This window comes from Vibrio sp. 10N.247.311.13 (assembly GCF_041467595.1).
GTDB lineage: Bacteria > Pseudomonadota > Gammaproteobacteria > Enterobacterales > Vibrionaceae > Vibrio > Vibrio crassostreae_C.
Genome location: NZ_JBFSUX010000025.1, coordinates 40740 through 64996, shown reverse-complemented (window position 1 = coordinate 64996; position 24257 = coordinate 40740). Strand labels below are relative to the sequence as shown.

The 24257-nt window shown below is 42.6% G+C and carries 17 protein-coding genes, 1 tRNA gene and 1 pseudogene; 13 read left to right on the top strand and 6 right to left on the bottom strand.

Features of this window, described 5'->3' with window-relative positions:
* Positions 1-219 precede the first annotated feature (219 nt).
* Positions 220-795, bottom strand: a complete 576-nt coding sequence (locus AB6E52_RS12620) for a hypothetical protein (RefSeq protein ID WP_102321030.1) — start codon at positions 793-795, stop codon at positions 220-222.
* 331 nt (positions 796-1126) lie between these two features.
* Between AB6E52_RS12620 and AB6E52_RS12615 the strand changes: the two genes are divergently transcribed.
* Positions 1127-1203, top strand: a tRNA-Val gene (locus tag AB6E52_RS12615).
* 557 nt (positions 1204-1760) lie between these two features.
* Here the strand turns inward: AB6E52_RS12615 and AB6E52_RS12610 are convergent.
* From AB6E52_RS12610 to AB6E52_RS12600, 3 genes are read right to left on the bottom strand one after another with little or no spacing between them, the layout of a single operon-like run.
* Complete coding sequence (locus tag AB6E52_RS12610) at positions 1761-2069, bottom strand: hypothetical protein (protein ID WP_102321029.1); 309 nt, start codon at positions 2067-2069, stop codon at positions 1761-1763.
* On the bottom strand, positions 2070-3281 hold the full coding sequence (locus AB6E52_RS12605) for an Arm DNA-binding domain-containing protein (RefSeq protein WP_102321028.1): 1212 nt from the start codon (positions 3279-3281) through the stop codon (positions 2070-2072).
* Positions 3274-3510, bottom strand: a complete 237-nt coding sequence (locus tag AB6E52_RS12600) for a hypothetical protein (RefSeq protein ID WP_102321027.1) — start codon at positions 3508-3510, stop codon at positions 3274-3276. Before AB6E52_RS12600 ends, AB6E52_RS12605 begins: the two co-directional genes overlap by 8 nt.
* Positions 3511-3570: 60 nt before the next feature.
* Here AB6E52_RS12600 and AB6E52_RS12595 point away from each other — a divergent pair, with 60 nt between their 5' ends.
* Complete coding sequence (locus AB6E52_RS12595) at positions 3571-3801, top strand: helix-turn-helix transcriptional regulator (RefSeq protein ID WP_102321026.1); 231 nt, start codon at positions 3571-3573, stop codon at positions 3799-3801.
* 201 nt (positions 3802-4002) lie between these two features.
* On the opposite strand, the gene AB6E52_RS12590 is transcribed toward AB6E52_RS12595, so the two are convergent.
* Complete coding sequence (locus AB6E52_RS12590) at positions 4003-4857, bottom strand: WYL domain-containing protein (protein ID WP_102321025.1); 855 nt, start codon at positions 4855-4857, stop codon at positions 4003-4005.
* Between the two features lie 218 nt (positions 4858-5075).
* Here AB6E52_RS12590 and AB6E52_RS12585 point away from each other — a divergent pair, with 218 nt between their 5' ends.
* The 8 genes and pseudogenes from AB6E52_RS12585 to AB6E52_RS12550 all read left to right on the top strand — a co-directional run bounded on the left by AB6E52_RS12585 (position 5076) and on the right by AB6E52_RS12550 (position 20036).
* Entirely contained in the window at positions 5076-8738 is a 3663-nt protein-coding gene (locus AB6E52_RS12585) for an ATP-binding protein (RefSeq protein ID WP_102321024.1), read from the top strand.
* Positions 8735-9373, top strand: a complete 639-nt coding sequence (locus AB6E52_RS12580) for a hypothetical protein (protein ID WP_102321023.1) — start codon at positions 8735-8737, stop codon at positions 9371-9373. Before AB6E52_RS12585 ends, AB6E52_RS12580 begins: the two co-directional genes overlap by 4 nt.
* Entirely contained in the window at positions 9373-10671 is a 1299-nt protein-coding gene (locus AB6E52_RS12575; protein WP_102321022.1) for a hypothetical protein, read from the top strand. The genes AB6E52_RS12580 and AB6E52_RS12575 overlap by 1 nt, the downstream gene beginning before the upstream one ends.
* Entirely contained in the window at positions 10668-11513 is an 846-nt protein-coding gene (locus AB6E52_RS12570) for a hypothetical protein (protein WP_102321021.1), read from the top strand. Before AB6E52_RS12575 ends, AB6E52_RS12570 begins: the two co-directional genes overlap by 4 nt.
* A gap of 325 nt (positions 11514-11838) precedes the next feature.
* Positions 11839-13485, top strand: a pseudogene (locus tag AB6E52_RS12565) (N-6 DNA methylase).
* Entirely contained in the window at positions 13475-14755 is a 1281-nt protein-coding gene (locus AB6E52_RS12560) for a restriction endonuclease subunit S (protein WP_102321020.1), read from the top strand. The pseudogene AB6E52_RS12565 and the gene AB6E52_RS12560 overlap by 11 nt, the downstream one beginning before the upstream one ends.
* A gap of 169 nt (positions 14756-14924) precedes the next feature.
* Positions 14925-16607, top strand: a complete 1683-nt coding sequence (locus AB6E52_RS12555; RefSeq protein WP_102321019.1) for an SWIM zinc finger domain-containing protein — start codon at positions 14925-14927, stop codon at positions 16605-16607.
* 132 nt (positions 16608-16739) lie between these two features.
* Positions 16740-20036: a type I restriction endonuclease subunit R gene (locus tag AB6E52_RS12550; protein WP_102321018.1), complete on the top strand. Its 3297-nt coding sequence runs from the start codon at positions 16740-16742 to the stop codon at positions 20034-20036.
* An 85-nt stretch (positions 20037-20121) separates the two neighbouring features.
* Here the strand turns inward: AB6E52_RS12550 and AB6E52_RS12545 are convergent, their stop codons facing one another.
* Positions 20122-21381: an adenylosuccinate synthase gene (locus AB6E52_RS12545; protein ID WP_017068304.1), complete on the bottom strand. Its 1260-nt coding sequence runs from the start codon at positions 21379-21381 to the stop codon at positions 20122-20124.
* Positions 21382-21595: 214 nt separating this feature from the next.
* Here AB6E52_RS12545 and AB6E52_RS12540 point away from each other — a divergent pair, with 214 nt between their 5' ends.
* The 3 genes from AB6E52_RS12540 to AB6E52_RS12530 all read left to right on the top strand — a co-directional run bounded on the left by AB6E52_RS12540 (position 21596) and on the right by AB6E52_RS12530 (position 24139).
* A complete protein-coding gene (locus tag AB6E52_RS12540) occupies positions 21596-22468 on the top strand; it encodes a LysR family transcriptional regulator (protein WP_102321017.1) in 873 nt (290 codons plus the stop codon).
* A 281-nt stretch (positions 22469-22749) separates the two neighbouring features.
* Positions 22750-23745, top strand: coding sequence for a CDF family Co(II)/Ni(II) efflux transporter DmeF (gene dmeF, locus AB6E52_RS12535; RefSeq protein ID WP_102321016.1), 996 nt, complete (start codon positions 22750-22752; stop codon positions 23743-23745).
* A complete protein-coding gene (locus tag AB6E52_RS12530) occupies positions 23723-24139 on the top strand; it encodes a MarR family winged helix-turn-helix transcriptional regulator (protein WP_004733937.1) in 417 nt (138 codons plus the stop codon). Before dmeF ends, AB6E52_RS12530 begins: the two co-directional genes overlap by 23 nt.
* Positions 24140-24257 lie beyond the last annotated feature (118 nt).

Below are 24257 nucleotides of genomic sequence, written 5' to 3'. Positions count from 1 at the left end.
AGAAGCTGCTTAATAAGTAAGCAAATGATGACAACTACCTTGAAAAACACCGATATTGTTGTGCTATTTCGAGTAGGTTACTTAGTACTTCGTTGAGCGCTCTGAATGAAACGGGGCATTCAATTAAAGTGAGAAAATCATAAAGTCTTTCGAATTCATCATCGCTCAAATTCAATTGTTCATCTAATAAATTTTGCCTAGAAATGAACTCTCTCATGGTCATAAATCTCGATTTGAGGTATTCAATATGGCGGCTAGTTCTTTCTTAGTTTTTAGCTCTGGAAAAATTACTTGCCACTCTTTGTTTGTTAGATAGCTACCTTTTGCCTCATCATTAGGGAACCAGTTTTCTAAGAAAAATTTCACAGTTTTTTCCTTTGTGATAAACAGCTTTTTTAATAATTGGGTGGTTAAATCGGACAAAAATATGAGCCGTTTAATGTCATTTTGAGGCTTTTTAGTGAGCAAGATAACGGGTGTTTTTCTAGTGAGTGACTGTTCGGAATTAATCGTATTTATAAGTAGAAAGTGAGTTAAAAGACCCGATACGAGATAGTAATGATTTCGTTTTTTATAGACCCAAATTGGAGATTGCAAAGCGACTAGGTTGCTCATAGCCTGGGTACTTTTTGATGCAATCGACTTTGACTTTAAGGCTGAAACGGGATTTGACTCCGCGATGATTTCTGCGAGATCAGGGTCGATAGATATGTCACAAAGATTAACGTGAGAGAGCTCTACGTTGTAGAGCAGGGTAGCGTCGTATTTCTCAAGTCTAGATATAAAGTCGCTCAAATGTTAGATCTCGTAGTCGCAAATTGAAATTTTTAAACCTAACTAATTGTAGTATATGGATGTGACAAGAGTGTGCCCAAATTCATACATAAAACATTTCGTCACAACAAAACTTAAGTCATTGATTTTAAGTATTCTAGTTTAAGTGTCTGTTTTTCCGACAGAGAGCATGAATCTAGGGTATCCATGTAGATTTTCTATTTGTACAGTTACTGTCTTGACATGGCGGGGGTCGGTGATTCGAGTTCACTCGGACGCACCATTCCTTATTTGTTTTTATTGCATAACTATTGAGTTTGTCACAATGGTAGTAATAAGAAATTAGAACATCGCCCGCTTAGCTCAGTTGGTTAGAGTACTTGCATGACATGCAAGGTGTCACTGGTTCGAGTCCAGTAGCGGGCACCAAATTCGTTCTTTCTGAACAAGCAAAAAGCCCACCTAGCGTGGGCTTTTTTGTGTCTGCGTTTCTGGAAAGTACCTTAAATAGCATCATTCTTGTCTGCCTCCCCGTTGAATAATTATTGGATGAGCTAAGTGACTCATATCTCTCAAACTCGATTTGTGACCACGTGGTGACCATGCTGTGACAACCTTCTAAGCATCTACAGTTTGGAGTAACAGAACATTTAAGAAATAGTCATCAGCACATTTTTAAAAAGAATGCTCTCGTTAATCTGAGTCTGGTGCGGTTTGAAGGGTCCAGCACTACGGTTAATGCAAAACTACTATAGAACTTAGGCTCAAGTTATCAACGTTAACTTTGTGCGGCCAGTGAAGTGGGTGTGCAACAAATTATAGTGTTCTTGTTAACGGGTGATGGCTGATGAGTTATTTCAAGGTGAACTAGGCGCCAGTTGTAGGTGAGGGTAGATTCAAGCAGAGTATAGAAATGTTCAAAAATGGGAAATAGAAAAGAGCCAAATAAACATGGGTTCATTTGGCTCTTTTTTGAGTAGCTCTCATTAATGCAATTGCTTCAAAGAAAAACTGATCCGTGATTGCATTGCAATCAACAGCCAACTGGCATCTCGATTATTTGGTTTGTCTTTACATAGATGTAGTGCTTTTAGTACACCGCGCGTGACTGAATCAATAAAGACATGTTCATGATGGAATTTATCTGGCCACAGTTCAGTACGTTGCTTGATAAGTTCGTAAATTTCATCGTATAGCCAATCAATATCTTGATGAGAGATTTTCTGAAAACGCTGAGCCTGAAGAATGTCACAGCACAAACTGGTGCAGTGAATAGCTAGAGGTGAATAAGCCATTTACTTTCCTCCATTTAAATTAGCATCTAATAACTTTTCAAAAGCACTGCCGTCTTGCCTGGTTAGGTTTGGTATATATCGGCTGTAAACGGTGAACAGCATTTTTGTAGTGGTATGGCCCATTTGGCGAGCTATCCACTCAGGTGCTTCTCCGGCTGCTAACCATAATGTTGCAGCCGTATGTCGAGTCTCATAAGGGCGGCGATATTCCATTCCCAAGTTTTTAAGTGTCGGCTTCCAGATTCGGTCTCTGACGTTACCTTTATCTAAAGGGTTTCCAGCTGCATTGCAGAACACATACTCCTTAGTACCAGTCACTTTGTATTGGGATTTTATAGCTTTAAGTACAACAGATGATATTTGAATGTCTCTTGTTGAACCCACCGTTTTCGTTGTGTCTGAACGGCCGTGTACAAACGTTTCTCGAACTGAAATTAAACCACGCTCAAAATCTACGTACTTCCATTTCAGACCATCGATCTCTGAGGTGCGCATTCCGGTGAAGAAACGAACGGTGAAGTAATCTATAAAATCGGAACGTACCGATGATAAAAACAAGTTCACTTCGTTAAAATCAAACGGGTTTACATTAGTGCGTTCAACACGTAGTGGTTTGATGTTTTCAAACGTCGAACGAAAATCATAGCGATCTCCGGCTTCGCTCAAAATCATGCGCAGTGGTGTCATTACATGATTAATGAACTCGGCAGATAATTTTTTGCCGTTGTTACGCGGTTTCACTAAAGAAGCACGGTACTTAAAGATGTCAGGTCGAGAGATCTTCGCGACGTCTAAATGCCCGAAGTGAGGTACAAGGTACGACCATAAGTAGATCTTCATACTGTCCTTATAGCTTTCTTTCCAACGCACTTCGTTTTCGTCGTACCACTCCTGTGCGAAGCTTTCGAACAAGACAGTTTCAATTCCTTGTAGCCCTTGTACTGCCGTTTTGTAATTACCAAGTACTTCCTGTTTGCGTTTTTGAGCTTGGATGTCTTGTTTCAAAAATGTTTGAGCTTTCTTAGACTCAGGGAAGTACTCACTATATACAAAACAACTCAGGCGAATGTCCGCTTCAATTTGATTTAGCAGTTTCTGTAGCTTGCGTTGGTTTACTTGAGTTGCAGGCAGTGCAGTTTGCTCACGGCAACGCATACCTTCATATCGGAAGTCGAGATAGAGCTTACCGCTACGTGAATTGATACTACCCATGACACACCCTCCCGCCAGCCATTGGAATATACTGAAGGTTACGTGATGCAGATTGGTATAATTCTGCCTCTACCTCTTCCCAAATGTAGAGAATTTTTCTACCATTGAATGGTCGAATGTAGTGTTTACCTTCGATGAAAATTGAATCTCGCAGAGTCGAATTGATATAGTTGGCGCTAAATTTGATACGACCTGCAAGCTCTTTTGCTGTAAGTAATAATTGGTCCATTTGACCTCCATTGTTTGTGTTTTATCAAGACACATTATTATATCTTTTAGGAATTGATGTGTGATTAGATATAACTTAAAGGAACTTATAGATAAAAAATCAGCGGAAGAGGGACGGAAGATCTCTGGAGCTCAAATTGCTGCCGAAATAGGTATTCAGCGTTCGGCCATGGCGAAAATGATGCGAGATGAAGGGTACACTACAACCACAAAAACTCTTGATGCCTTGTGTCAGTACTTTGATTGTGATGTGTCAGAGGTTATTTGGTATCAGAAAAGGAATATTAGCTAAAAACTTATCGAGTGAAATGTAGGGTGTTTTTAGTCGTCACTTTACAATAGGTGTAGGCTGCTGTTTTAAAGCATTCAGCAAGGAGCGTTTATTCATGGATCTTTACACCATAAATACAGTCAGCCCTAGTTTCGAGTAGACAGATAATGTTCCATCTAGAACATCACCAATCTTATCGGGTTGTCTCGAACGAACCTTGATTTATCTAGGTAGACTTTCGTCAAAGTGAGCAGTCAATTGATAGGCTTCTGGTTGTTCTTTTAGCAGCTTTTGGTCTTGTATGACGCCCATACGTCGCAAGTAATAACTGACTAAAGCTCCACGAGTTACTATTTCCATCTTCTTGTTTTTCATAGCGTAGTCGTCAGCAACAACAACTTGTTGTTGCTCAGACAAGTAAGGGTTAGGTGTAATCATTAACTTAACTTGATGGTTCCAGTTGTCATCATGTTCTCGCATTTTTGGTGACTTATCCATTAAGTCAGGTTCGTTCCTAAAGCGACTTAACACGAAATCTCGAAATTCATTTTTCTCTTCACAATATGCTCTTACATGCCACCTGATCCCATCATAGACTAAGCTGTGAGGCGCAATAATTCGACCTCGAACCTCAGGTGTAGAGAGCGATACATAGTCAATATCGACGCGAAGGTTAGCCCTTGCTGCCGCAATTAATCCTCGAACAATGCTTGGTGATATAGCCCTTTCAGGAACGTTCAATACGGTCGATTGAGCTTCCCCCCAATTAAAGAACTCGAAGGTCTCTTCTTGGTTATATTGCTGATGAAGCATAAGTAGATACTCATGAGCAGTGCCTTGAGTAAATAAAGGCTTAAAGTTGTCTGCTGGCCTATAGCCTTTAATTGTTCTATCCAGTATCAATTGACCTTGGTCAGTTAAGCTAATGTACTTGTTGATATCCCTAGAAGCTTGTTGTCTCCCTATGTGAAAAGCATCACATAGGTGATTTGTCGTCAGTCGACCCTCCCAAAGAGCAATGATCTCAATTAGTCGAAATCGTACTTGTTGGTCCCATTTGATATCTGCTTGACTCATGTTCGTGCTCATAAATGTTACATGTTGATGTATACAGTATATACATGTAGTGAAAAAGTACATATATTTATTGTGGATATTGGCAAGGGCAAGAAAAGTCAGGAATCTTTACTGTGAGAGAGTCGATGGTATTGAAAGCTGTAACCTGATTTAGTGGCCACAAATTCAAACTGGTTGATTTTCAGTCAAGAAAAACAACATAACTCGAGATAGATACGATGATGTATGCCGGATTGACCAAAGTTATCGCAATAAATTCTTATCAGAAAAACAAGATGTTTTCTGAGTATTCTTTTGACGCTCCCACTCAGATCACTGGCGGTAACGGAGAAGGCAAAACATCACTTTTAAGGCTCATTCCGTTCTTTTATGGAGCGACTGGCACGCAGATCGTCAGGAAATCGAATGTCAATAAGCCCTTTGCAGAATGGTATTTACCACACAACAACAGTTATATTGTTTTCGAGTACATTACTGCTCGTGGTCAAGTTGCTCATGTCATTTGTTATCGAAACCTTAGTACTAAAGGTGGCATTGTTTACCTTTTCGTTAAAGGTCAGTTTGAGCAGTCAGTGATCATTAAACAAGACAGCGAAGATAAGCCTTACGCTATCGGCTGTACAAAGCTGGCCGCGGAGCTGAACGCTAACGGCTTAGAATACGAGTCGCGTATTACTAGCGTCAAAGAGTACCGCGAAATTATCCAAAATATTAATGCAGGGAATTTGAGCAATCAGTTCCTGAGCTACTCTTTGTGCTCTGGTCGTCATGATGTCCGTCACATTGAAAAAATCACAGCGGCGTTGATTCAAGGTGAATTCAATATGGCCGACACAAAGGCGCTTTTCCTGGATATCCTCGAGCAAGGAAATAGCACATTAGAGTTTGGTGTGGATGCAAACAGAATTGAACAATGGTGTGATGACTACAACGGCCTAACAGCGTTCCTAGCCAAAAAAGAAGCGTTCATTGAAGCTATTGCGAACAATAAGCAGATTGCCTATCTAACCACTCAGCTCGCCAATGCCTTAACAATCATTCGTGAAGCCTCTGAAAGCCTTGATGAATCTCTTAAGAAAACCGAAATCGAGCGCTCAGATTTTCTTGAAAACAGTGACAAGCAGATTGGCGAAATTAATCAAGATAAGCTTGATAAAGAGGTTCAAAAGAGCGCTCTTCAACGCTCTATCACAAGTATTAACTCTGAGATCGAAGTACATCACAGCAAGCTTATAACATACGAAAATAGTGGTTATCCAGAACTGTCCGTTAAGCTAAAGCAATTGCCAGAAATGGAAGACAGGGTGGCACAACAAAGACAAAGTTACGCCGATCTTGAAACTAAGGTAAATGATGCGAAAGCAAAGTATGAGAAAGACAAACAAAACCTTGTTAGTAAGTTCAATAAAGAAAAGTCTGACCTAACAGAGCAAAAACTTGATGCCGAGAAAGAGTGCAAGGTTAAAAAAGACAAGATAGACGATGTATATCAGCCACAGTTAAAGGAACTGACCCAAACCCATACGATTTTTACAGCGGATAAATCTCAGGCTCTTATGGAGCATAGGGCTGAACTCGCTACTCAAAAGCAGCGACTAAAGAACCCAGATATTGATGAGTTTCTCATTGAGCAGAGAGAGCAGTTGGAGTCTGAGAAGGACAGATTACAAGAACAAGTAGACACGTTAAAACACACGACAACTTTGAGTGAGAAGGAAGGAGTCAACTTACAAACTAAACGTGAAAAACTACTCGAAAGATTAGAGGCCACTCGTCGAAATATGCGCGATGCCGAAACCAGGCTGAAAGTAGTCAGTAACCGATTAGACCCAGATTCAGGAACCTTGTTCTCGTTCCTGGAGACTAATCGACAGGGGTGGCAAAGCTCTCCACTTGGTCGTGTTCTCACCGATGAGCTTTTGATGGACACGACACTCACACCATCAATGACTGAAGATTCAGGTTCAATGTACGATTTATATATCGATACGAGCAACCTAGCAGATTGTAGTGTCACCAACAAAGCTGATGTGGAAGAGCAGGCTCACTTGATGGACCGTATCGTTGAGCTTGAAGACGCAGAGGCTGATTTCAATAAGCAAATTTTGAAAAATGATTTTGCTGTTAAGCAGTCAACGCTTGAGTTATCACGATTACGCAATGAACTGCGAAACGCTGAGGGTGACCTATCACAAACTAAGGTTAACCTTAAAAACAAGAAAATAGAGATTGCCCGTGCAAAAGAGAGCTTAGTCGAAAAAATTAATATAAACATCAAATCGATTGAGAAAGCTATAGCCCTGATTGATAGGGAAATCTCAGTAACGCTTGAACGTTTTGAAGAAGCAAAATTAGAGCTAAACAACGACAGGCTTACTCAAATTAGCAATGTTGAATCATCACTTGATCTCACGATCGGAGCTATAGATGAACTACTGGAAAAAAGTACTCTGACGTTGGGCGAGAACAAACAGCGCATCAAAACGGAGTATGAACAGCGGTTGAGTGATCAAGGTATTAGCGGTGAAATCTATCAACGCTACAAAGAAGAAATTGAATTGCTTGATAATGAGATCAAAAACTTAAAAGTGAAGTCTCATAAAATCAAAGAATACGAGATATGGCTTGCTGTTTATGAAGTGGATGATCCTAAGAGACGTGACGATCGAAATACTAAGGTCAAAGAACTTGAAACGGTGCATCAAGAGTTTGAATCTTTTGAAACTAAACTGAAAGAGTTGAGAGCCAAAGCTCATCGAACCAAAAAAGAGTTTGATGAGAAGCTCTCTATCTTGAGAAACCACAAACAGCGAGCTGACAGTGCAATCTCTCGCCTAACTAACTATGTGATGTTTGAGGGCGAAGAAGGCAGCCAAGAAGCGCTCGATTATAACGGCGATTTAAATTCACTCTTGAGCTATGTAGAGAGCAAACTCCCGGAGTTAGAGAGGCTTACTAAGCTACGTAAAAAAGATATACAACAGATGGAAACTATCACTCTCAACCTTGGTGACGGGGAGCTGTATCGTTTCTGGAATGAAAGCAGCCGAAACGCCATTACAGAGGATATTGTTGCTAGTGACTCTAAGCGAATAGATATTCTAGAAATCATCATGAATGACATTATTCCTCAGGTGACCAGCATAACAATTGAAAGCGCGGTCAACATGGGGCGTATGCTCGTTGACTTCAAGCATCGGCTACTCGGCTTCGACCGTGACATTAAGAAACTTGGTCGTAATATCTCTGAACAAGTAAAGCTCAATAACACGTTCTCGGTGGTTGGTTCTATTGACATTAACGTTGAAAGTTCACTTTCCAAACTACAAGGTTGGCAAGATATTATTAACTTCTCTGAGATTTACGAAGAGTGGGATAAAACGGGATCTGCTGAGCTACCAACCAAAGAGTTTTTCAACGCTTTAAGCACACTGACATACCATATTAGTGCCGAGAAAGTTAAAAAGCCTACTGAGCTGTTTGACATCAAATTTGAAGTCATCGAGAACAACCAGCGTAAAACGGCCAAAACAGATAAAGATATGCGTGATTTGGCCAGTAATGGTACGAACTTGCTCATTCAATCCATGTTGTATTTAGCACTTCTGACACAACAACGTGGAGCAAGTCGACTATCAATAACTTACCCAACCGATGAGATTGGTAAGCTGACGGCAGAAAACCAAGCCAAACTGCTCAAAATGATGGGTGCACATAACTTCAATGTTATCGCGGCTCAACCCGATGGCAATAATCGTACGGCCAACTTATTTAAGTATCTGTATCACTTAACGCCTTACAAGAACATTTTCAACAAACCTAAAGTAAGCAAACTTGCGTTAGCTAAAGCCGCTGAAACTAGCACAGGAGTAGAAGCATGAAGCCAGTATCACAAGTCTTAGAATCTCTACTTAGTGGTAGCTTTATCTGCCCAGCAACGGATCGTGAAGCTTACAAGACGCTTAAAGAGGATCGTACACGCCGAGAAATCAATCAAGCGTTGACTCTTATGGGGCGCGAGCTCCAATGTACGAGCAGAACCAGCGCCTATTATGTTACCTATAAAAGTATCGACGACCACAATCGTCGTCAGGTGACCGCGTTGATGAGTAATGTACACGGTATCATTCGACCTGTGGTTAAGTTCGTAGCGACAGTCAGTGAGGCTGCTCAAGTTGAAGCTGTGATGGTTGGTGGTGATGAGTTAAATGTGCCTGTGCTGAGTGCGCAAATCCAATCGTCTCCTAGCTTGATGGAGAAACTCGATAGTATTTATCGACTTCCAAAAGTGAGTCGGAAAAAAGTGCGTGACAGTGCAGCGGATAAACTCAATGTAGTTGTCGAATTTCTGGTTAAAGAAGGGGTGGCTCATTTAGTAAACAAAGAGCGCCAACTCTATGTGATGACGGGAAAATTAGACTTTGTCTACGAGGTGCTCGATTTCATCGATACGCATGAAAAGATCGTTGAGACAGTTAACAAAGCAAACGAGAACCAAGGGGAGTTCGACTTTTGATGAGCCCTCAAAACAATGGGAAACATGGTGGTGTTAACCACATGCTTCGCTTAATCAGCCAAGCAAAGGACACATTAACGCATGTTTTTGAAAATGGCACGATACGTGAGACTCATGAAAACGCCAATGACCTACGTAAATTAAAAGAAGCCCGTGTTGTTATCGTGACAAGCCGCGGCTACCGCGTGCACCCTAAGATGGAAGCATTGATGAACTACTTCCTTGAAACGGAAGCGAGTTCATTTCTTGGGACTCAACATGCTGAGCGCATTCCAGAAATTCAGAGCTTAGCGCAAGAATACCTGGAAGCTAAATTAAATGGCAAAAGAGAACAAGAGGCGGATAGGTTTAATAGCCTTGAAGGTGTGGTTTATGAAATCACAATGGACTTGCAAGAGTCTTGTCGTCGCTTAAGAAACCGTATCAGTTATGATTTTGGCTATGGCCATACGCTCGCTCAAAAACAAAAAGAGAACCAAGTTGCTATAGAGCAAGCTGAAAAGCTTGTTACTGGCATGAAAGCTTTCTCTTTTAAGTTGTTGAGTGAAATGGCTGGAGATAACTCAGAGCTCAACACCTTGTTTTGTGCTGAAATGCACAGTGCGATTCGTAGTTGCCAACAAGAGCTCGGATCTATCCTAATTCAACTCCGAGCTTTGATGCTGAAGTATCGTAACCGCGAACGCGATAAGGACCTGATCAATGCCTTTGATCGGTTTATTGATCAAGAGCCACACTGGACACCAAGTGACGATTTGATTTTGCCTGATGAGGTAGCAAAGCACGATGGTATACCGATGTTTTGGCTTTCAGAGCCGTTACAATTTGCGCATCACCCAAATCCTGATGATATGGACCAAGAGCCGGAATTGGCTGATATTGTTGAAAAAATTACGGCACAGCCTGCAGAACAAGAAGAGCTTCCGGTTGTTGAAGAAGCTGAGCGACGAGAATTGACTCTTGATGTTGAAATACAAGAGCTGATTGAAGCGGACATTGATTCTCATTGCGATACCTTTTTTGCTGAAGCCTTTATTGGTAAGGGAAAAACCAGCATTTCCGCTTTGGAGTATTACGAGCAAATCAATAGTGACTTACCGGAAGATCTTGACCAGCTCACTTGCGCTAAAGACGTGTGGCTATTTAGCGTGCTTAATTTCCATAGTTCAATGCTTCCCGAAGATAGCAAAGGCTTTACCGTTGAGCCTATCGGGTCTTATACCTATTTAGCAAAAGGTAGCAATATAGGTTACGGCAACCTTCACTTAGAAGATGTGTCTATAGCGAGGAAACTGTGAGTAGAATTATTGATGATATAACGGGTAGTGATTTATATCGGTTAAAGCAACTCTTCTCTCCTGCGAAGGTTAATGAAGGTGCCAGTGTAGCGCTGAGTGGCGTGTTTGATACTTTTCATCGCGACTTTAGTGTTGGGAGCGCCAGAGGAGAACATTTGCAGCTGACGCCTAGAGATATACGTCAAATTAGGAAGGTGATTAAAGATCAATCTGGTTTTGATCTTTTAACTGATCCCATCCCTAATTCTCGAACGGATATGGCTCAGTTCTTTCCTAACGAGAAGTTAAGCTCAAGCCCTGTCAAAGACAAGGTCATTAAAGTTTATGGGATTTTGTCCACGAACATAAATGGTAAATCATATGACTTACAAGAGGGCATGAACATTGAGGTAGCTCTAAGTCATTTGACGAGCATTGAGCACAGCCAAGTTGTGATTGTTGAAAACTATGAAGCATTTTCTAAGTTTAGATTAGTACAAACCGACATAGGATCTAATCCTCTTATTGTTTACCGAGGAGATAAGGACACGGGAGTAATATCAAAAGAAATTGCGTTGGCTTTTCCAGGCGTAGAGCTTATAGCTTGGTTTGATACCGATCCTAAAGGTATCTCTTTAGCTTTATCATCGGGAGCGACTTATATGCTGCTACCTAATTTATCAACAGATACTCTCAAAGAACATGGCCGCTCAGAGCTATTTGCGGACCAATATCAAGACTGGAATCGAGTCTCAAAAATTATCCCCCCTAAGTTAGAGTCCATAATGTCTGAACTGGAAAAAGGGATAACCCAAGAGTCAATCATGGCAAATCAAATAGCCGTAAGGTTACATCAAATTTAGTCACGTAAATGTCGAGCTCCCCTGTAAGTGCGGAGATAGGTATGTTTACCTTGGGGTAATAAATCAAATGTTGTAAAGCTCATGCAGAGTGCCTACAAGGCAGTTAGGTAATACTAATCTAGCCACTGAATTATTTATAAAGATTAAACGAATTTTGTGGCTTTTTTAAAATGCTCGATCATTTGGATATTTCCTTATCTTAAGGTACGTAAAAAGCGCCTAAAATCGGAGCTTTATCAATTCAACTCATTCAATTTCATATATAATCGCCCTCAATAGTCTGCGCTTGAAAGCAGAGTCCTACATTATTCGAGTAATTAACAACATGGCAAAAGCACCCGCTAACAAGAAACCCGCCTCAAAAGCTAAGCCCGTATCAAAAGCTAAGAAAGCGACCAAAGGCTTTGAAGAGACCCTTTGGGATACCGCTAATCAGCTGCGTGGCAGTGTTGAGTCATCTGAATACAAACACGTGGTATTAAGCCTTGTGTTCTTAAAGTTCATCAGCGACAAGTTTGAAGCACGCCGTCAGAAGATGATAGACGACGGGCAAGACGCTTTTGTTGAGATGAAAGAGTTCTACCAATAAGACAACATCTTCTTTTTACCAGAAGATGCGCGTTGGTCATTTGTTAAAGCGCGCGCTAAGCAAGATGATATCGCTATCATCATCGATACCGCTTTATCGACTATCGAAAAAAACAACCCTAGCTTAAAAGACGCCCTGCCAGACAACTACTTCTCGCGCCAAGGTTTGGAAGTGAAAAAGCTGGCGTCACTTATCGACAGCATTGAAAACATCGACACGCTGGCGAACGAATGCGACATGAGCGAAGAAGATTTAGTCGGTCGTGTTTACGAATACTTCCTAGGTAAGTTTGCAGCAACCGAAGGCAAAGGCGGGGGCGAGTTCTATACGCCTAAGTCAGTGGTAACACTATTAGCTGAAATGCTAGAGCCTTTCCAAGGCAAAATATACGATCCGGCTTGTGGCTCCGGCGGTATGTTTGTTCAGTCTTTAAAATTCATTAAAGAGCACGAAGGGCGCACCAAAGACATCGCTATCTATGGCCAAGAGCTGACCTCCACTACTTATAAACTGGCGAAGATGAACTTAGCCATTCGCGGTTTATCGGGCAATTTGGGTGAGCGTGCAGCCGATACCTTCTTTGCTGACCAGCATAAAGACTTAAAAGCCGATTACATCATGGCGAATCCACCGTTTAACCTTAAAGGTTGGCGTAACGAAGCCGAGCTAACCGACGATGCGCGCTTTGCTGGCTATCGCACACCGCCAACAGGCAATGCCAACTACGGTTGGATTTTGCACATGCTCTCTAAGCTAAGTGAAACAGGCACTGCTGGTTTTGTTCTGGCGAACGGCTCTATGAGTTCAAACACGTCCGGCGAAGGTGAGATCCGCCAGCAGCTAATCGAGAACGATCGCGTTGAATGTATGATTGCTCTGCCGGGGCAGCTGTTCTTCACGACGCAAATCCCTGTGTGTATCTGGTTTATCACAAAAGACAAAACCGAGAACACCACCAAAGGTTTCCGTAACCGCCAAAAAGAGACTTTGTTTATTGATGCCCGTGAAATGGGCACCATGATTAGTCGCACCAATAAAGAACTGACCAAAGACGATATCGCGCTGATTGCCGACACTTACCATGCTTGGCGTTGTGATGAAGCAGAACTTAAAGCGCGTATTGAGCGTGGCGACGGCAAAGTCGAGAAGTATGAAGACCAAGCAGGCTTTAGCAAATCCGCAACCATTGCTGATATCAAGGCTAATGATTTTGTACTGACTCCAGGGCGCTATGTAGGCGCTGCGGAAGTTGAAGATGATGGCATTCCGTTTGAAACCAAGATGAGCGAGCTTTCACAAACCCTATACAGCCAAATGAATCAATCTCAAGAGTTGGATAAATCGATTCGCCAGAACTTAGAGGTGTTAGGTTATGGGGAGTGAGTGGGTAGCTACTACATTAGGTGATATAGCTCTAGGTCGAGACGGTGCTGTAGACGGTCCCTTTGGCTCTAACCTTCCTGCATCTTGTTATCAAGACGTAGGAATTCCTGTAGTGAGAGGAAGCAATTTGTCGGTTGGACTCGGAGAATTTAAAGATGATGGTTTTGTTTATGTATCTGATAGTACGTTTGACAAATTGTCTCGAAGTGAATGCAAAGCAGGGGATATTGTTTTTACGAAGAAGGGAACACTTGGTCAGACGGGTTTGATAACTAGTGAGCATAAATTTGACCGGTATTTGCTTTCGTCCAATCAGATGAGATTACGTGTTGACCCAACTAAAGCCATTCCTGAGTATGTTTACTTTTGCGTATCCTCGAAGAAGACCATTCTAAAGTTAATCAAAGACTCTGAAAGTACAGGGGTTCCCAAAATTAACCTAGCTTATTTGAAGAGTATTCAAATCGAGCTACCAAGTATTGAGATACAGAAAGAAATAATAGGGCATCTCGGTGCACTAAATTCCAAAATCACTCTCAACAACCAAATCAACCAAACCTTAGAGCAAATGGCGCAAGCCATTTTCAAGTCATGGTTTGTCGATTTTGATCCGGTTAAAGCCAAGATGAATGGCGAACAGCCAAAAGGGATGGATGCTGTCACTGCCTCGCTTTTCCCAGAAAAGCTAGTTGAGTCTGAGCTAGGTTTAATTCCTGAAGGTTGGGAACCTAAGCAGCTCAAAGAGGTACTTGAATTAGCCTACGGTAAAGCTCTTAAGAAAACTGATCGCGTTGCTGGCGATGTCCCAGTATATGGTTCAGGAGGACTAACGGGATACCATAATCAAAGCCTCATTGAAGGTCCCGGAATCATTGTTGGCCGTAAAGGTACTGTTGGTTCGGTGTACTGGGAACCAAAAGCATTTTACCCAATTGATACAGTCTTCTACGTTAAACCGAAAACAGGTTATTCACTGAAATACTGTCACTTAGTATTGCAAAATCTTGGGTTGAAAGACATGAACACGGATGCTGCCGTGCCGGGTTTGAATCGAAACAATGCATATCGTCTCGATGTGATTACGCCTAGTGAGCCTGTACTCAAAAAGTTTGAAGAAATGATGCAGTCTTTCCAGTCAAAGGTTGATACCAATAATGCACAAAATGCAAGCTTGGAGTCTTTGCGTGACACGCTTCTACCTAAATTGCTTTCCGGCGAAATCGATTTAGAGAACCTGCCAGTAGAACAAGCTAAGGCGCTGGCAGAGTAACCTTTCGTCATTCCAGAAAGTGAGGGACGAACTTATCAGGAATCTCGTTTTTGACGGTGGTGAAAAGCGAGATCTCAGATACCTCGCGCCTCGGTTCTGAGATAACGAAGGTGGGAATTAGATGAATCCGAAATAGAACAAAGCAAAGCGTAGGTGGAACCATAATATAATGAACGCAACTAATACTTGTGAAATCGACATTTCTGAATTGACGACACTGTGTGAAACAAGCACTTTGCAAAAAGGCATCTTGCTTTCACGCAGTGGTGCAGTACGCAAGCTTAACCTTGTTGGCAACACCGCGACCGCACAGGTCAAAGGCAGCCTCAATTATCAAGTGAGCCTCGATTTCACTGGCGATCTGGTTGGCACTTGTACTTGCCCTGCGGCGCAATATCAAATGTTGTGCAAGCACGGCGTGGCGGTTGCCCTTTGCCTACAAGACCAAGAACAAGCTTTAAACCAAAGTAGTGAACGAGATACCATAAAAAATCACCTGCAAAGCCTTGGTGAAGAGGCCATGGTAGAGATGCTACTCGAATACCTAGAAGAAGATGAGTACACATGGAATGCACTGCTGACAAAAATTGAAATACGCGAAAAGCCAGCCGTATATGGCGAGCTGAAAAAGTTGGTTACCCAAGCCTTACCGCGAGAACAGCTCTGGGATTGGCGAGAAAGCCATGATTATTTCAACTCAGCAGAAATTCAATTGAACATGATCATTGAATCAATGCAAAGCCTTAACGCCGATCATCAATGGAAATTAATCAACTACCTTGTTGAACGGTTGAATAAGGTGCTAGAGCAAATTGATGACTCCAATGGCGATCGTTATGGCATTGAAAGCATGATTAACGAACACATGCCAAAGACGCTGGCAAAGCTTAATTGGAGTGAGCAAGAGAAAGCGCAGTGGATGTTTGAGCGTTTGACCCATTACGAATTTGACGTATTTCCTTCGATTGAAGAGAGTTTTGGAGCGATTTGGCAATCTAACACCCACTTTCTAACCTTATGCCGCCAAGCGATAGATCAAGCATCGCAAGATGAGAGTAGCTGGAACTTACGCTCATGGGCAGTTCCGTTAATGAAACACAGCTCCGATTGGCGTGAAGTGGCGGAAATTAAACAAAAAATAGCACGAACGTGTCGAGATTATCTTGAAGTTGTTGATATGTTCATTGATGAGCAAGAGCCGTTAGAAGCTGAGTTTTGGTTAGCTAAGGCGAAAAAAATGGCGAGTGATTATGAACTTCGTGCGTGCGAACAAGCTCAATTCCGTCTTTATGTTGAACTAGGTGAAATCCATTCTGCATGGGTATTAGCTAACCGTTTGTTAGAACAATCACCAAGCTTTCAATATTATCAACAGTTAGCGAAGTTTAAAGCCAATTACCAAATTGATGATGTTGAATTTTTCTCCCGCACTGAACTGCTACTTGCCAATGCCTATCAACAACCAGACCGCTATAATCAAGCTTCTGATCGTACGGATGCCTTGGTTCTGTTCTATATCGATAACCAGCAATTAGACAAAGCGTGCGAATGGGTTGCCGAACATAAAATATCAATACAAGGACTTATTTCGCTTGCCGATCATATTGTGGATGATAAACCTGAAAATACGCTGGATTATTATCTGCGAGCAGTCTCATCTTATATCGAACAGACCAATAATACGGCTTACGATCAAGCTTTAGAGTTACTTCGACGTTTAGAGAATATGCTGAAATCGCATCCTACTCAATTGGCGACATTTTATAGTCAGGTGGCGCAACTCGCTACCACGTACAAGCGTAAGCGTAATATGTTCGCTTTAATTCAGAAATATTATTCAAAACATATCTGATTCTGCGGAGGTGACAAGATCTGCGGTGTTGAGAAAATGGAACAAAGCCCGAAACTGAGTTACTACAAAACAAATTTAAATAACTCAATTTAGAAAACAACAAACAACGTCAAACAGCAGTAGGAAAAGGCGATGAGCTTAAAATTTACTGAAGCCAAACTCGAACAGGCCATTATTGAGCTATTGGGTGAGCAAGGCTACCCACACGTAGTGGGTGAACAAATAGCGCGTGAAGACAAAGAACAAGTACTCATCTTAGATGACTTACGCCGCTACCTTGCCAAGCAGTACCGAGGCGATGCTATAACCGAGAGCGAAATTGACACCATTGTTCGTATGATCTCAACGTTGCCTGCCAGTGATTTATACCATAGCAATAAAACCTTCTGCCAATGGCTAACCAATGGCTTTCTGTTTAAGCGTGAAGATCGCTCAAAGAAAGACCTCTATATTGAGTTAATCGACACAAGACATTTGGCACAAGCCTTACGCTTGATGTTTGTCCCGTTGCTAGAGAATAAATCTAAATCAGATAATACTGATAGAGAAGTTGCAGAGGGTAATGTTAGTTACTTAGAAACATATCGCCTAGACCCGACTGATACCAATATCTATAAAATCGTTAACCAGCTAGAGATTGAAGGTGTCGATGAACAAGTTCGAATCCCTGATGGCATCCTTTATGTGAACGGCTTACCGCTGGTGGTGTTTGAATTCAAAAGTGCCGTGCGAGAGAAAGACGCGACCATCTTTGATGCATGGAAGCAAATTTGCGTTCGTTATCGCCGTGATATTCCCAAGCTGTTCGTCTACAACGCGATGTGCATCATCAGTGATGGTGTGAACAACAAAATGGGTAACCTGTTTGCGCCGTATGAGTTCTTCTACGCATGGCGCAAAGTAACGGGTAATGAGTCTACCGAAAAAGAGGGTATTAACTCTCTCTATACCATGATTGCTGGGTTATTTAACCAAACCAGATTACTTGATGTGGTGAAGAACTTTGTCTTCTTCCCTGATACTTCAAAGAAAGAGATAAAAATCTGTTGCCGTTACCCGCAGTACTACGCAGCGCGTAAGCTTTACTACAACATCGACAAAGAACGTAAGCCATACGGTAGTGGTAAAGGCGGTACTTACTTTGGTGCAACAGGGTGTGGTAAGAGCTTTACCATGCAGTTTCTATCTCGCCTATTGATGAAAAGCATCGATTTTGAAAGCCCGACCATTGTACTTATTACCGACCGCAACGATCTCGATGACCAGCTTTCTAAACAGTTCTGTAATGCCTCTGATTACATTGGTGATGAGATGGTGGTGCCAGTTAAAAGCCGTCAAGATTTAAGAGATAAGCTACAAGGCATCAAGAGTGGTGGTGTGTTCCTGACTACCATTCATAAGTTCACCGAAGACATCGAATTGCTTTCAGAGCGTACAAACATCATCTGTATTTCTGATGAAGCGCACCGTTCACAGGTCAACCTCGATAAGAAAGTGGTGATCAAATATCAAGATGGTGTAGCCGTCGATGTGAAAGAGACATACGGCTTTGCTAAGTATCTACACGACTCTCTGCCAAGCGCGACTTACGTTGGTTTCACCGGAACGCCGATAGATGCCACCCTTGATGTATTTGGTGATGCAGTAGACAGCTACACCATGACAGAATCGGTTAATGATGAAATTACGGTTCGTATTGTTTATGAAGGCCGAGCAGCCAAAGTCATTCTTGATAACAGCAAGCTTGAAGAGGTAGAGAAATACTACCAAGCGTGCGCAGAAGCTGGCACCAATGAACATCAGATAGAAGAGAGTAAGAAAGCTACTGCCAATATGAACGCGATTCTTGGCGACCCTGACCGTATTGAAGCTTTGGCGAAAGACTTTGTTGAACATTATGAAGGGCGAGTTAAAGAAGGTTCTACGATAAAGGGCAAGGCGATGTTTGTCTGTGCGAGTCGTGAAATCGCGTTTGATTTTTATAAGCAAGTCAAAATCTTAAGGCCAGAATGGTTTGAGGAAAAGCTATCAATTGATGGCGTCGAGCTGACTGATAAAGAGAAAGAAGAGTTAAAGCCACTTGCGATGGTGCAAATGGTGATGACGCGCGGTAAAGACGATGACCCTGATCAGTACAGCCTGCTAGGGACAAAGGAATATCGAAAATCGCTCGACCAGCAGTTTAAGAGTCCTAAGTCGAATTTCAAAATAGCCATTGTAGTCGACATGTGGCTAACAGGTTTTGACGTTCCTGAATTGGATACTATCTACATCGATAAGCCGTTGCAGAAACACAACCTGATTCAAACCATCTCACGTGTTAACCGTAAGTTTGAAGGCAAGGCGAAAGGGCTGGTTGTCGATTACATTGGTATCAAGTCGCGAATGAATCAAGCCTTAGCAATGTATTCAAAGGCTGATGAGACTAACTTTGAAGATATTCGTTTTTCTGTCATTGAGGTGAAGAACCATCTCGATCTGTTAAGGCAGATGTTCCACAAGTTCGATACGTCCGGTTATTACACAGGAGAGCCGTGTAAGCAGCTAGAGTGCCTTAATCAGTCGGCAGAATACATCCTTCAAACCAAGAAAGGCGAAACCCGATTCATGGCTTTAGTGGGCCGTATGAAGGCGGCTTATGATGTTTGCTGTGGTAGTGAATTGTTATCTCAGCAAGAGCGTGACCAAATTCACTTCTATATCGCAGTGCGCTCTATCATCTTTAAGCTAACCAAAGGTGATGCACCAGACACGGCACAAATGAATAGACGTGTTCGTGAGTTAGTGGCAGAAGCACTTCGTGCCGATGGAGTAGAAGAGATCTTTACGATTGGTGATGAGCACGCCGAAGCTATCGATATTTTTGACGAAGATTACCTAGCTCGTATCAACAAGATTAAGCTGCCAAACACCAAGATTCAGTTGCTTCAAAAGCTGTTAGAGAAGGCGATAAGTGATTTTAAAAAGGTCAACCAGCTGCAAGGCATGAACTTCTCTAAGCGCTTCCAATCGCTGGTGGAGCAATACAACGAACGTCGTGAAAATGATGTGTTGAATGGCGAGGAGTTCGATACCTTCTCTCAAGAAATGACGGACATTATCTTTGATATCGTGAAAGAAATGGGCTCGTTTGAAGACCTAGGTATCGACCTAGAAGAGAAAGCGTTCCTCGATATCTTGAATCACATGCGCAAGAAATACGATTTCACTTACGACGATGACAAGATGCTCGAACTGGCGAAGGAGATGAAAACTACCGTAGACAATGTCGCCCAATATCCAGACTGGGCAGGGCGCGATGACATCAAAGCCAAGTTGAAAGTGGATTTAATCTTACTGCTACACAAATACGGCTTCCCACCAGTTGCCAATGATGATGTTTACAAAGGCGTGCTAGAGCAGGCTGAGAATTATAAGAAGAATGTGTAGTCGCTTTAAATTTGATGACATTTGATTTTATCAATGAGTATTTCAGCTAAAACAATCACTTTAGCTGAAATACTCGAATAGAGATCTAACCTCGAATGATCATTTGCTCGCGCTCTGGACCTACCGATACCATCACGATTGGCACACCCATCAGCTCTTCGATACGAGTAACGTAATCTTGTGCTGCTTGAGGAAGGCTCTCAAACGTGCGGCAACCCGTGATGTCTTCATCCCAGCCTGCCATATCTTCATATACAGGTTTTAGCTCAGCCGTTTGTGGCCAAATCGGGTTCTCAGTGTGCTCACCAGAGTAAGCAGTACAGATCTTAAGTTCAGACAAACCAGACAGGCAATCAATCTTAGTCAGTGCGATTTCCGTTGCAGCTTGCAGGTCAACACCGTTGCGAGTTGCCACTGCATCAAAGTAACCCATATCACGTGGGCGACCCGTGGTTGCACCGTATTCGTTAGAGCTTTCGCGGAAGCTGTCTTGTTCTTCCATTGCAGTTACTAGGGTACCAGTACCAACAGACGAGCTGAATGATTTAGCAACGGCAATAATACGCTCAGGGCGAAGGGCAGGTAAACCGCTACCAATGCCAGCATAAGCTGCGGTTACATTCGAAGATGTTGTCCAAGGGTATTCACCGTAGACAAGGTCGCGACCTGCGCCTAACTGAGCTTCAAACAGTAGGTTTGCGTCTTGTGATTGCAGCGCTTTAAGCGGCTCAGTTACGTTGCAGATGAACGGGCGCCACGCTTTAGTTACTTCAAGTAGCCATTCTGTCATTTCAGAAGCAGTCTGGGAGAAGTCACATTGAGGGTAGAGCGCTTTAAGCTGAGGCATCTTCCAATCAAGTAGGAATTGAATACGCTGCTCTAAAATTTCAGGTTGATTCAGCCAACCGACAAGAATGCCTTTCTTCATTACACGATCGCCGTACGCTGGTGCAATGCCTTGACGTGTAGAGCCGTAAGCGCCATCGCCCAAACGCTCTTCTTCAAGCGTATCTTCAAGAGCATGTAAAGGGAGACACAGTGTCGCACGATCTGAGATCGCCATTTTCACTTTGATGCCAGCCTCTTGAACTTCTGCAATCTCTTCAGTTAGCGCAGCAGGGCTGATCACCATGCCAGGGCCAAGAACCGCCGTACAATTAGGATTAAAAATACCACTAGGTAGTTGGTGCAGTTTGAATGTACCGAAGTCATTTACCACAGTATGACCTGCATTGTTTCCGCCTTGGAAACGAATGCTAGCAGAAGCTTGGTCTGCTAAAAAATCGACGATGCGGCCTTTGCCTTCATCACCCCAGTTTGCGCCCACAACAACGATAGATGGCATAATTTTTCTCCTAACTGATTGAGGAATCATGTTAGGCCTACAAGGTGGATAAGAGAAATTAATTATCTTTATTATCTTGATAAGGATTTCATATACACTTAAAGTCTTAAGCTACAAACGAGATTCCCTATCACGTTCGTTCCTCACTGTAGGGAATGACGATGGGGCATTCTTTACTTTTAGGGAATGATATTAGTGACACGAGAGAGAGGACATGATGCTCGATATTAATTTGTTGAAGACGTTTGTGACGCTTGCGGAGTACAAGCATTTTGGGAAAGCGGCCAATGCACTGCACATGACACAACCCAATGTGAGTTTGCACCTAAAACAACTGGAACAACAAACACGCATAAAGTTGATAGAGAGAAGCCCTTTTCAATTGACTCAAGCGGGTGAACGGCTATTGGAAACAAGCCAAAGAACGCTACTCGAACTGCAGATTTGTCAGGCCGATCTCAATGCCATTAACGACCTTAAAATAGGGACGTTAACCATTGCCGTAAGTGACATCATTTCTCGATTTTTGCTAATTCGTCCGTTCCAGAAGTTCAAAGCGCAGTATCCCGGTATTGACCTTACGCTCTTGAATACCACGTCATCTCAGGCATCGAATTTAGTTAAAAATGCTCAAGCGGATATTGGTTTTGTTATCGCCAAAGAGCAGCACAACGAGTCTTTGTATTTCACTAAGCTGCAAGATCTTTCTTGGTGTGCGCTTGGCGATGGGTTTGATATCCGAGACTCTGATGCAGAGCTCACTTTGATTCTACTAGGTCATGATACGAGAACGCGTGACTTTATTGATGAAGGTTTACCAAGCCTTAATCTACCTAATTATAGGGTGATGGAAGTAGGGAGTGTCGATGCTCAAATCGACTGGGCAGAAGCCGGATTTGGTGTGGCTATCGTGCCTGAGTTTGCGGTATCCACCAAGCAGTATCTGCATTCGAAAGTGACACCGTTGACCAACTTCTCGAGCACCAGCCTCGGTTATATTGTTCGGCAGAACCAAGTGTTGTCGAAAGCCACCAAGCAGTTGTTAGGTTGGGTGAATGATGAGATTACTCTGTTGCAAAACCAATAACTCCTTCTGATGTTAGTAGCCCACCTCGTGTGGGCTTTTTTGTGTCTGCAAAGCGCAGCTGTTTCTCCACCTAATAGGCAGTCGAGCTAATTAGATCGCCCTATAAATTATTACTCTCCCAAATCAGAGCCTTAAAATTCATCGTTGACAATGTTTGATAATCAAACTAAATTCCACTTATTGATTTGACAATCAAACTACTTGTAAGTCAAAGCACTTTTCTGAGCAAGATTAATCAGTAACGACTCCTAACATTGAACACACGAGCTAAGGACGCCATTTTGAGTTTTCCAACACGTCACCAACACAACTTTTCTTCACATAACAGCCAAGGTGAGAAACGCACATTCTATGTTCTGTTATTGACCGTCATCACCATGATTGTCGAGATCGTTGCCGGTACTATTTACGGCTCTATGGCGTTACTTGCCGATGGTTGGCACATGGGGACGCACGCCGCAGCGTTTGGTATCACCTTATTTGCATACCGTTATGCGAAGAAACATGCCGAGAGCGAACGTTTCTCTTTCGGTACTGGCAAAGTCAGCGTGTTAGGGGGCTACACCAGCGCGATTGCATTGGGGATTGTGGCATTGTTGATGCTGGTGGAATCAGTACATCGTTTGTTTAACCCACAAGCGATTCAGTTCAATGAAGCGATCATCGTTGCTTGTATTGGTTTAACTGTGAATGTGGTGAGTATGTTTTTACTTGGCGATCACCATCATGATCACGGACACGAGCATGGCCACAATCATAGTAAGAATCACGGTCATTCACATAGCCATGAGCACGACAGCGACCGTGGTCATAAACATGGCGAGCATCACGGACACCATCATGATCACAACCTACGCGCAGCCTACATGCATGTGTTGGCGGATACTCTAACTTCGCTGCTTGCGATTGTTGCGCTGCTATTTGGTAAGTTTTACGGTTGGAACTGGTTAGATGCAGCAATGGGAATGGTTGGCGCATTCGTGATTGCTAAGTGGACGATGAACCTTATGAAACAAACCAGCCCAATCCTGCTGGATGAGAATATCGACCAAGATTATCGTGACTCAGTGACCAAAACCTTAACGCCTTATGCGTCGGTCACCGATTTCCATATGTGGAAGGTGAGTGGGCATCACTATTCAGCAGCGATTACTCTTGAATCAAACAGTGATAAAACCGTCTCTGAATATAAACAAATGCTCGCCAAGTTTGATAAGATTAATCATCTTACTCTTGAAGTGCATTCAAACGACCATGCGAAATATAGAACAGCTTAACCAAATACTGACTGAGTTCTACGATAAAATGTCTTCGTGGGAGCAGTCTGTTGTCAAAGAGACGGGTTACTCCCTGGCTCAAGTACACACCATTGAAGTACTTGGTATGCATGGCGCGTTAAGAATGAAAGAGCTCGCTGAAAAGTTGGGCATCACCACGGGTACACTTACTGTTCAAATAGAAAAGCTGGTTAAAGCTGAATTGATTGAGCGCCATGAACACCCAACAGATCGTCGTGCGATTGTGGTTGCCTTGACGGATGAAGGGCAGAAGATACACGTTCACCACAATCAGCTTCACTTGAATTTGGTTAGTGGACTAACACAAGACATCGAAGAAGATGAGAAAGCGGTGTTATTGAAGTGCCTAACCAAGATGGTGAAAGCGTTTTAGTCAGCCTTGAGTTCGCACCCTAACTCTTTAGTAGCAAAGCAATTGACTAGACAATCAAAAAATGGACCTGACTCGAATTGAGTAGGTCCATTTTTTTCACCGTTTACGCTCTACCGTA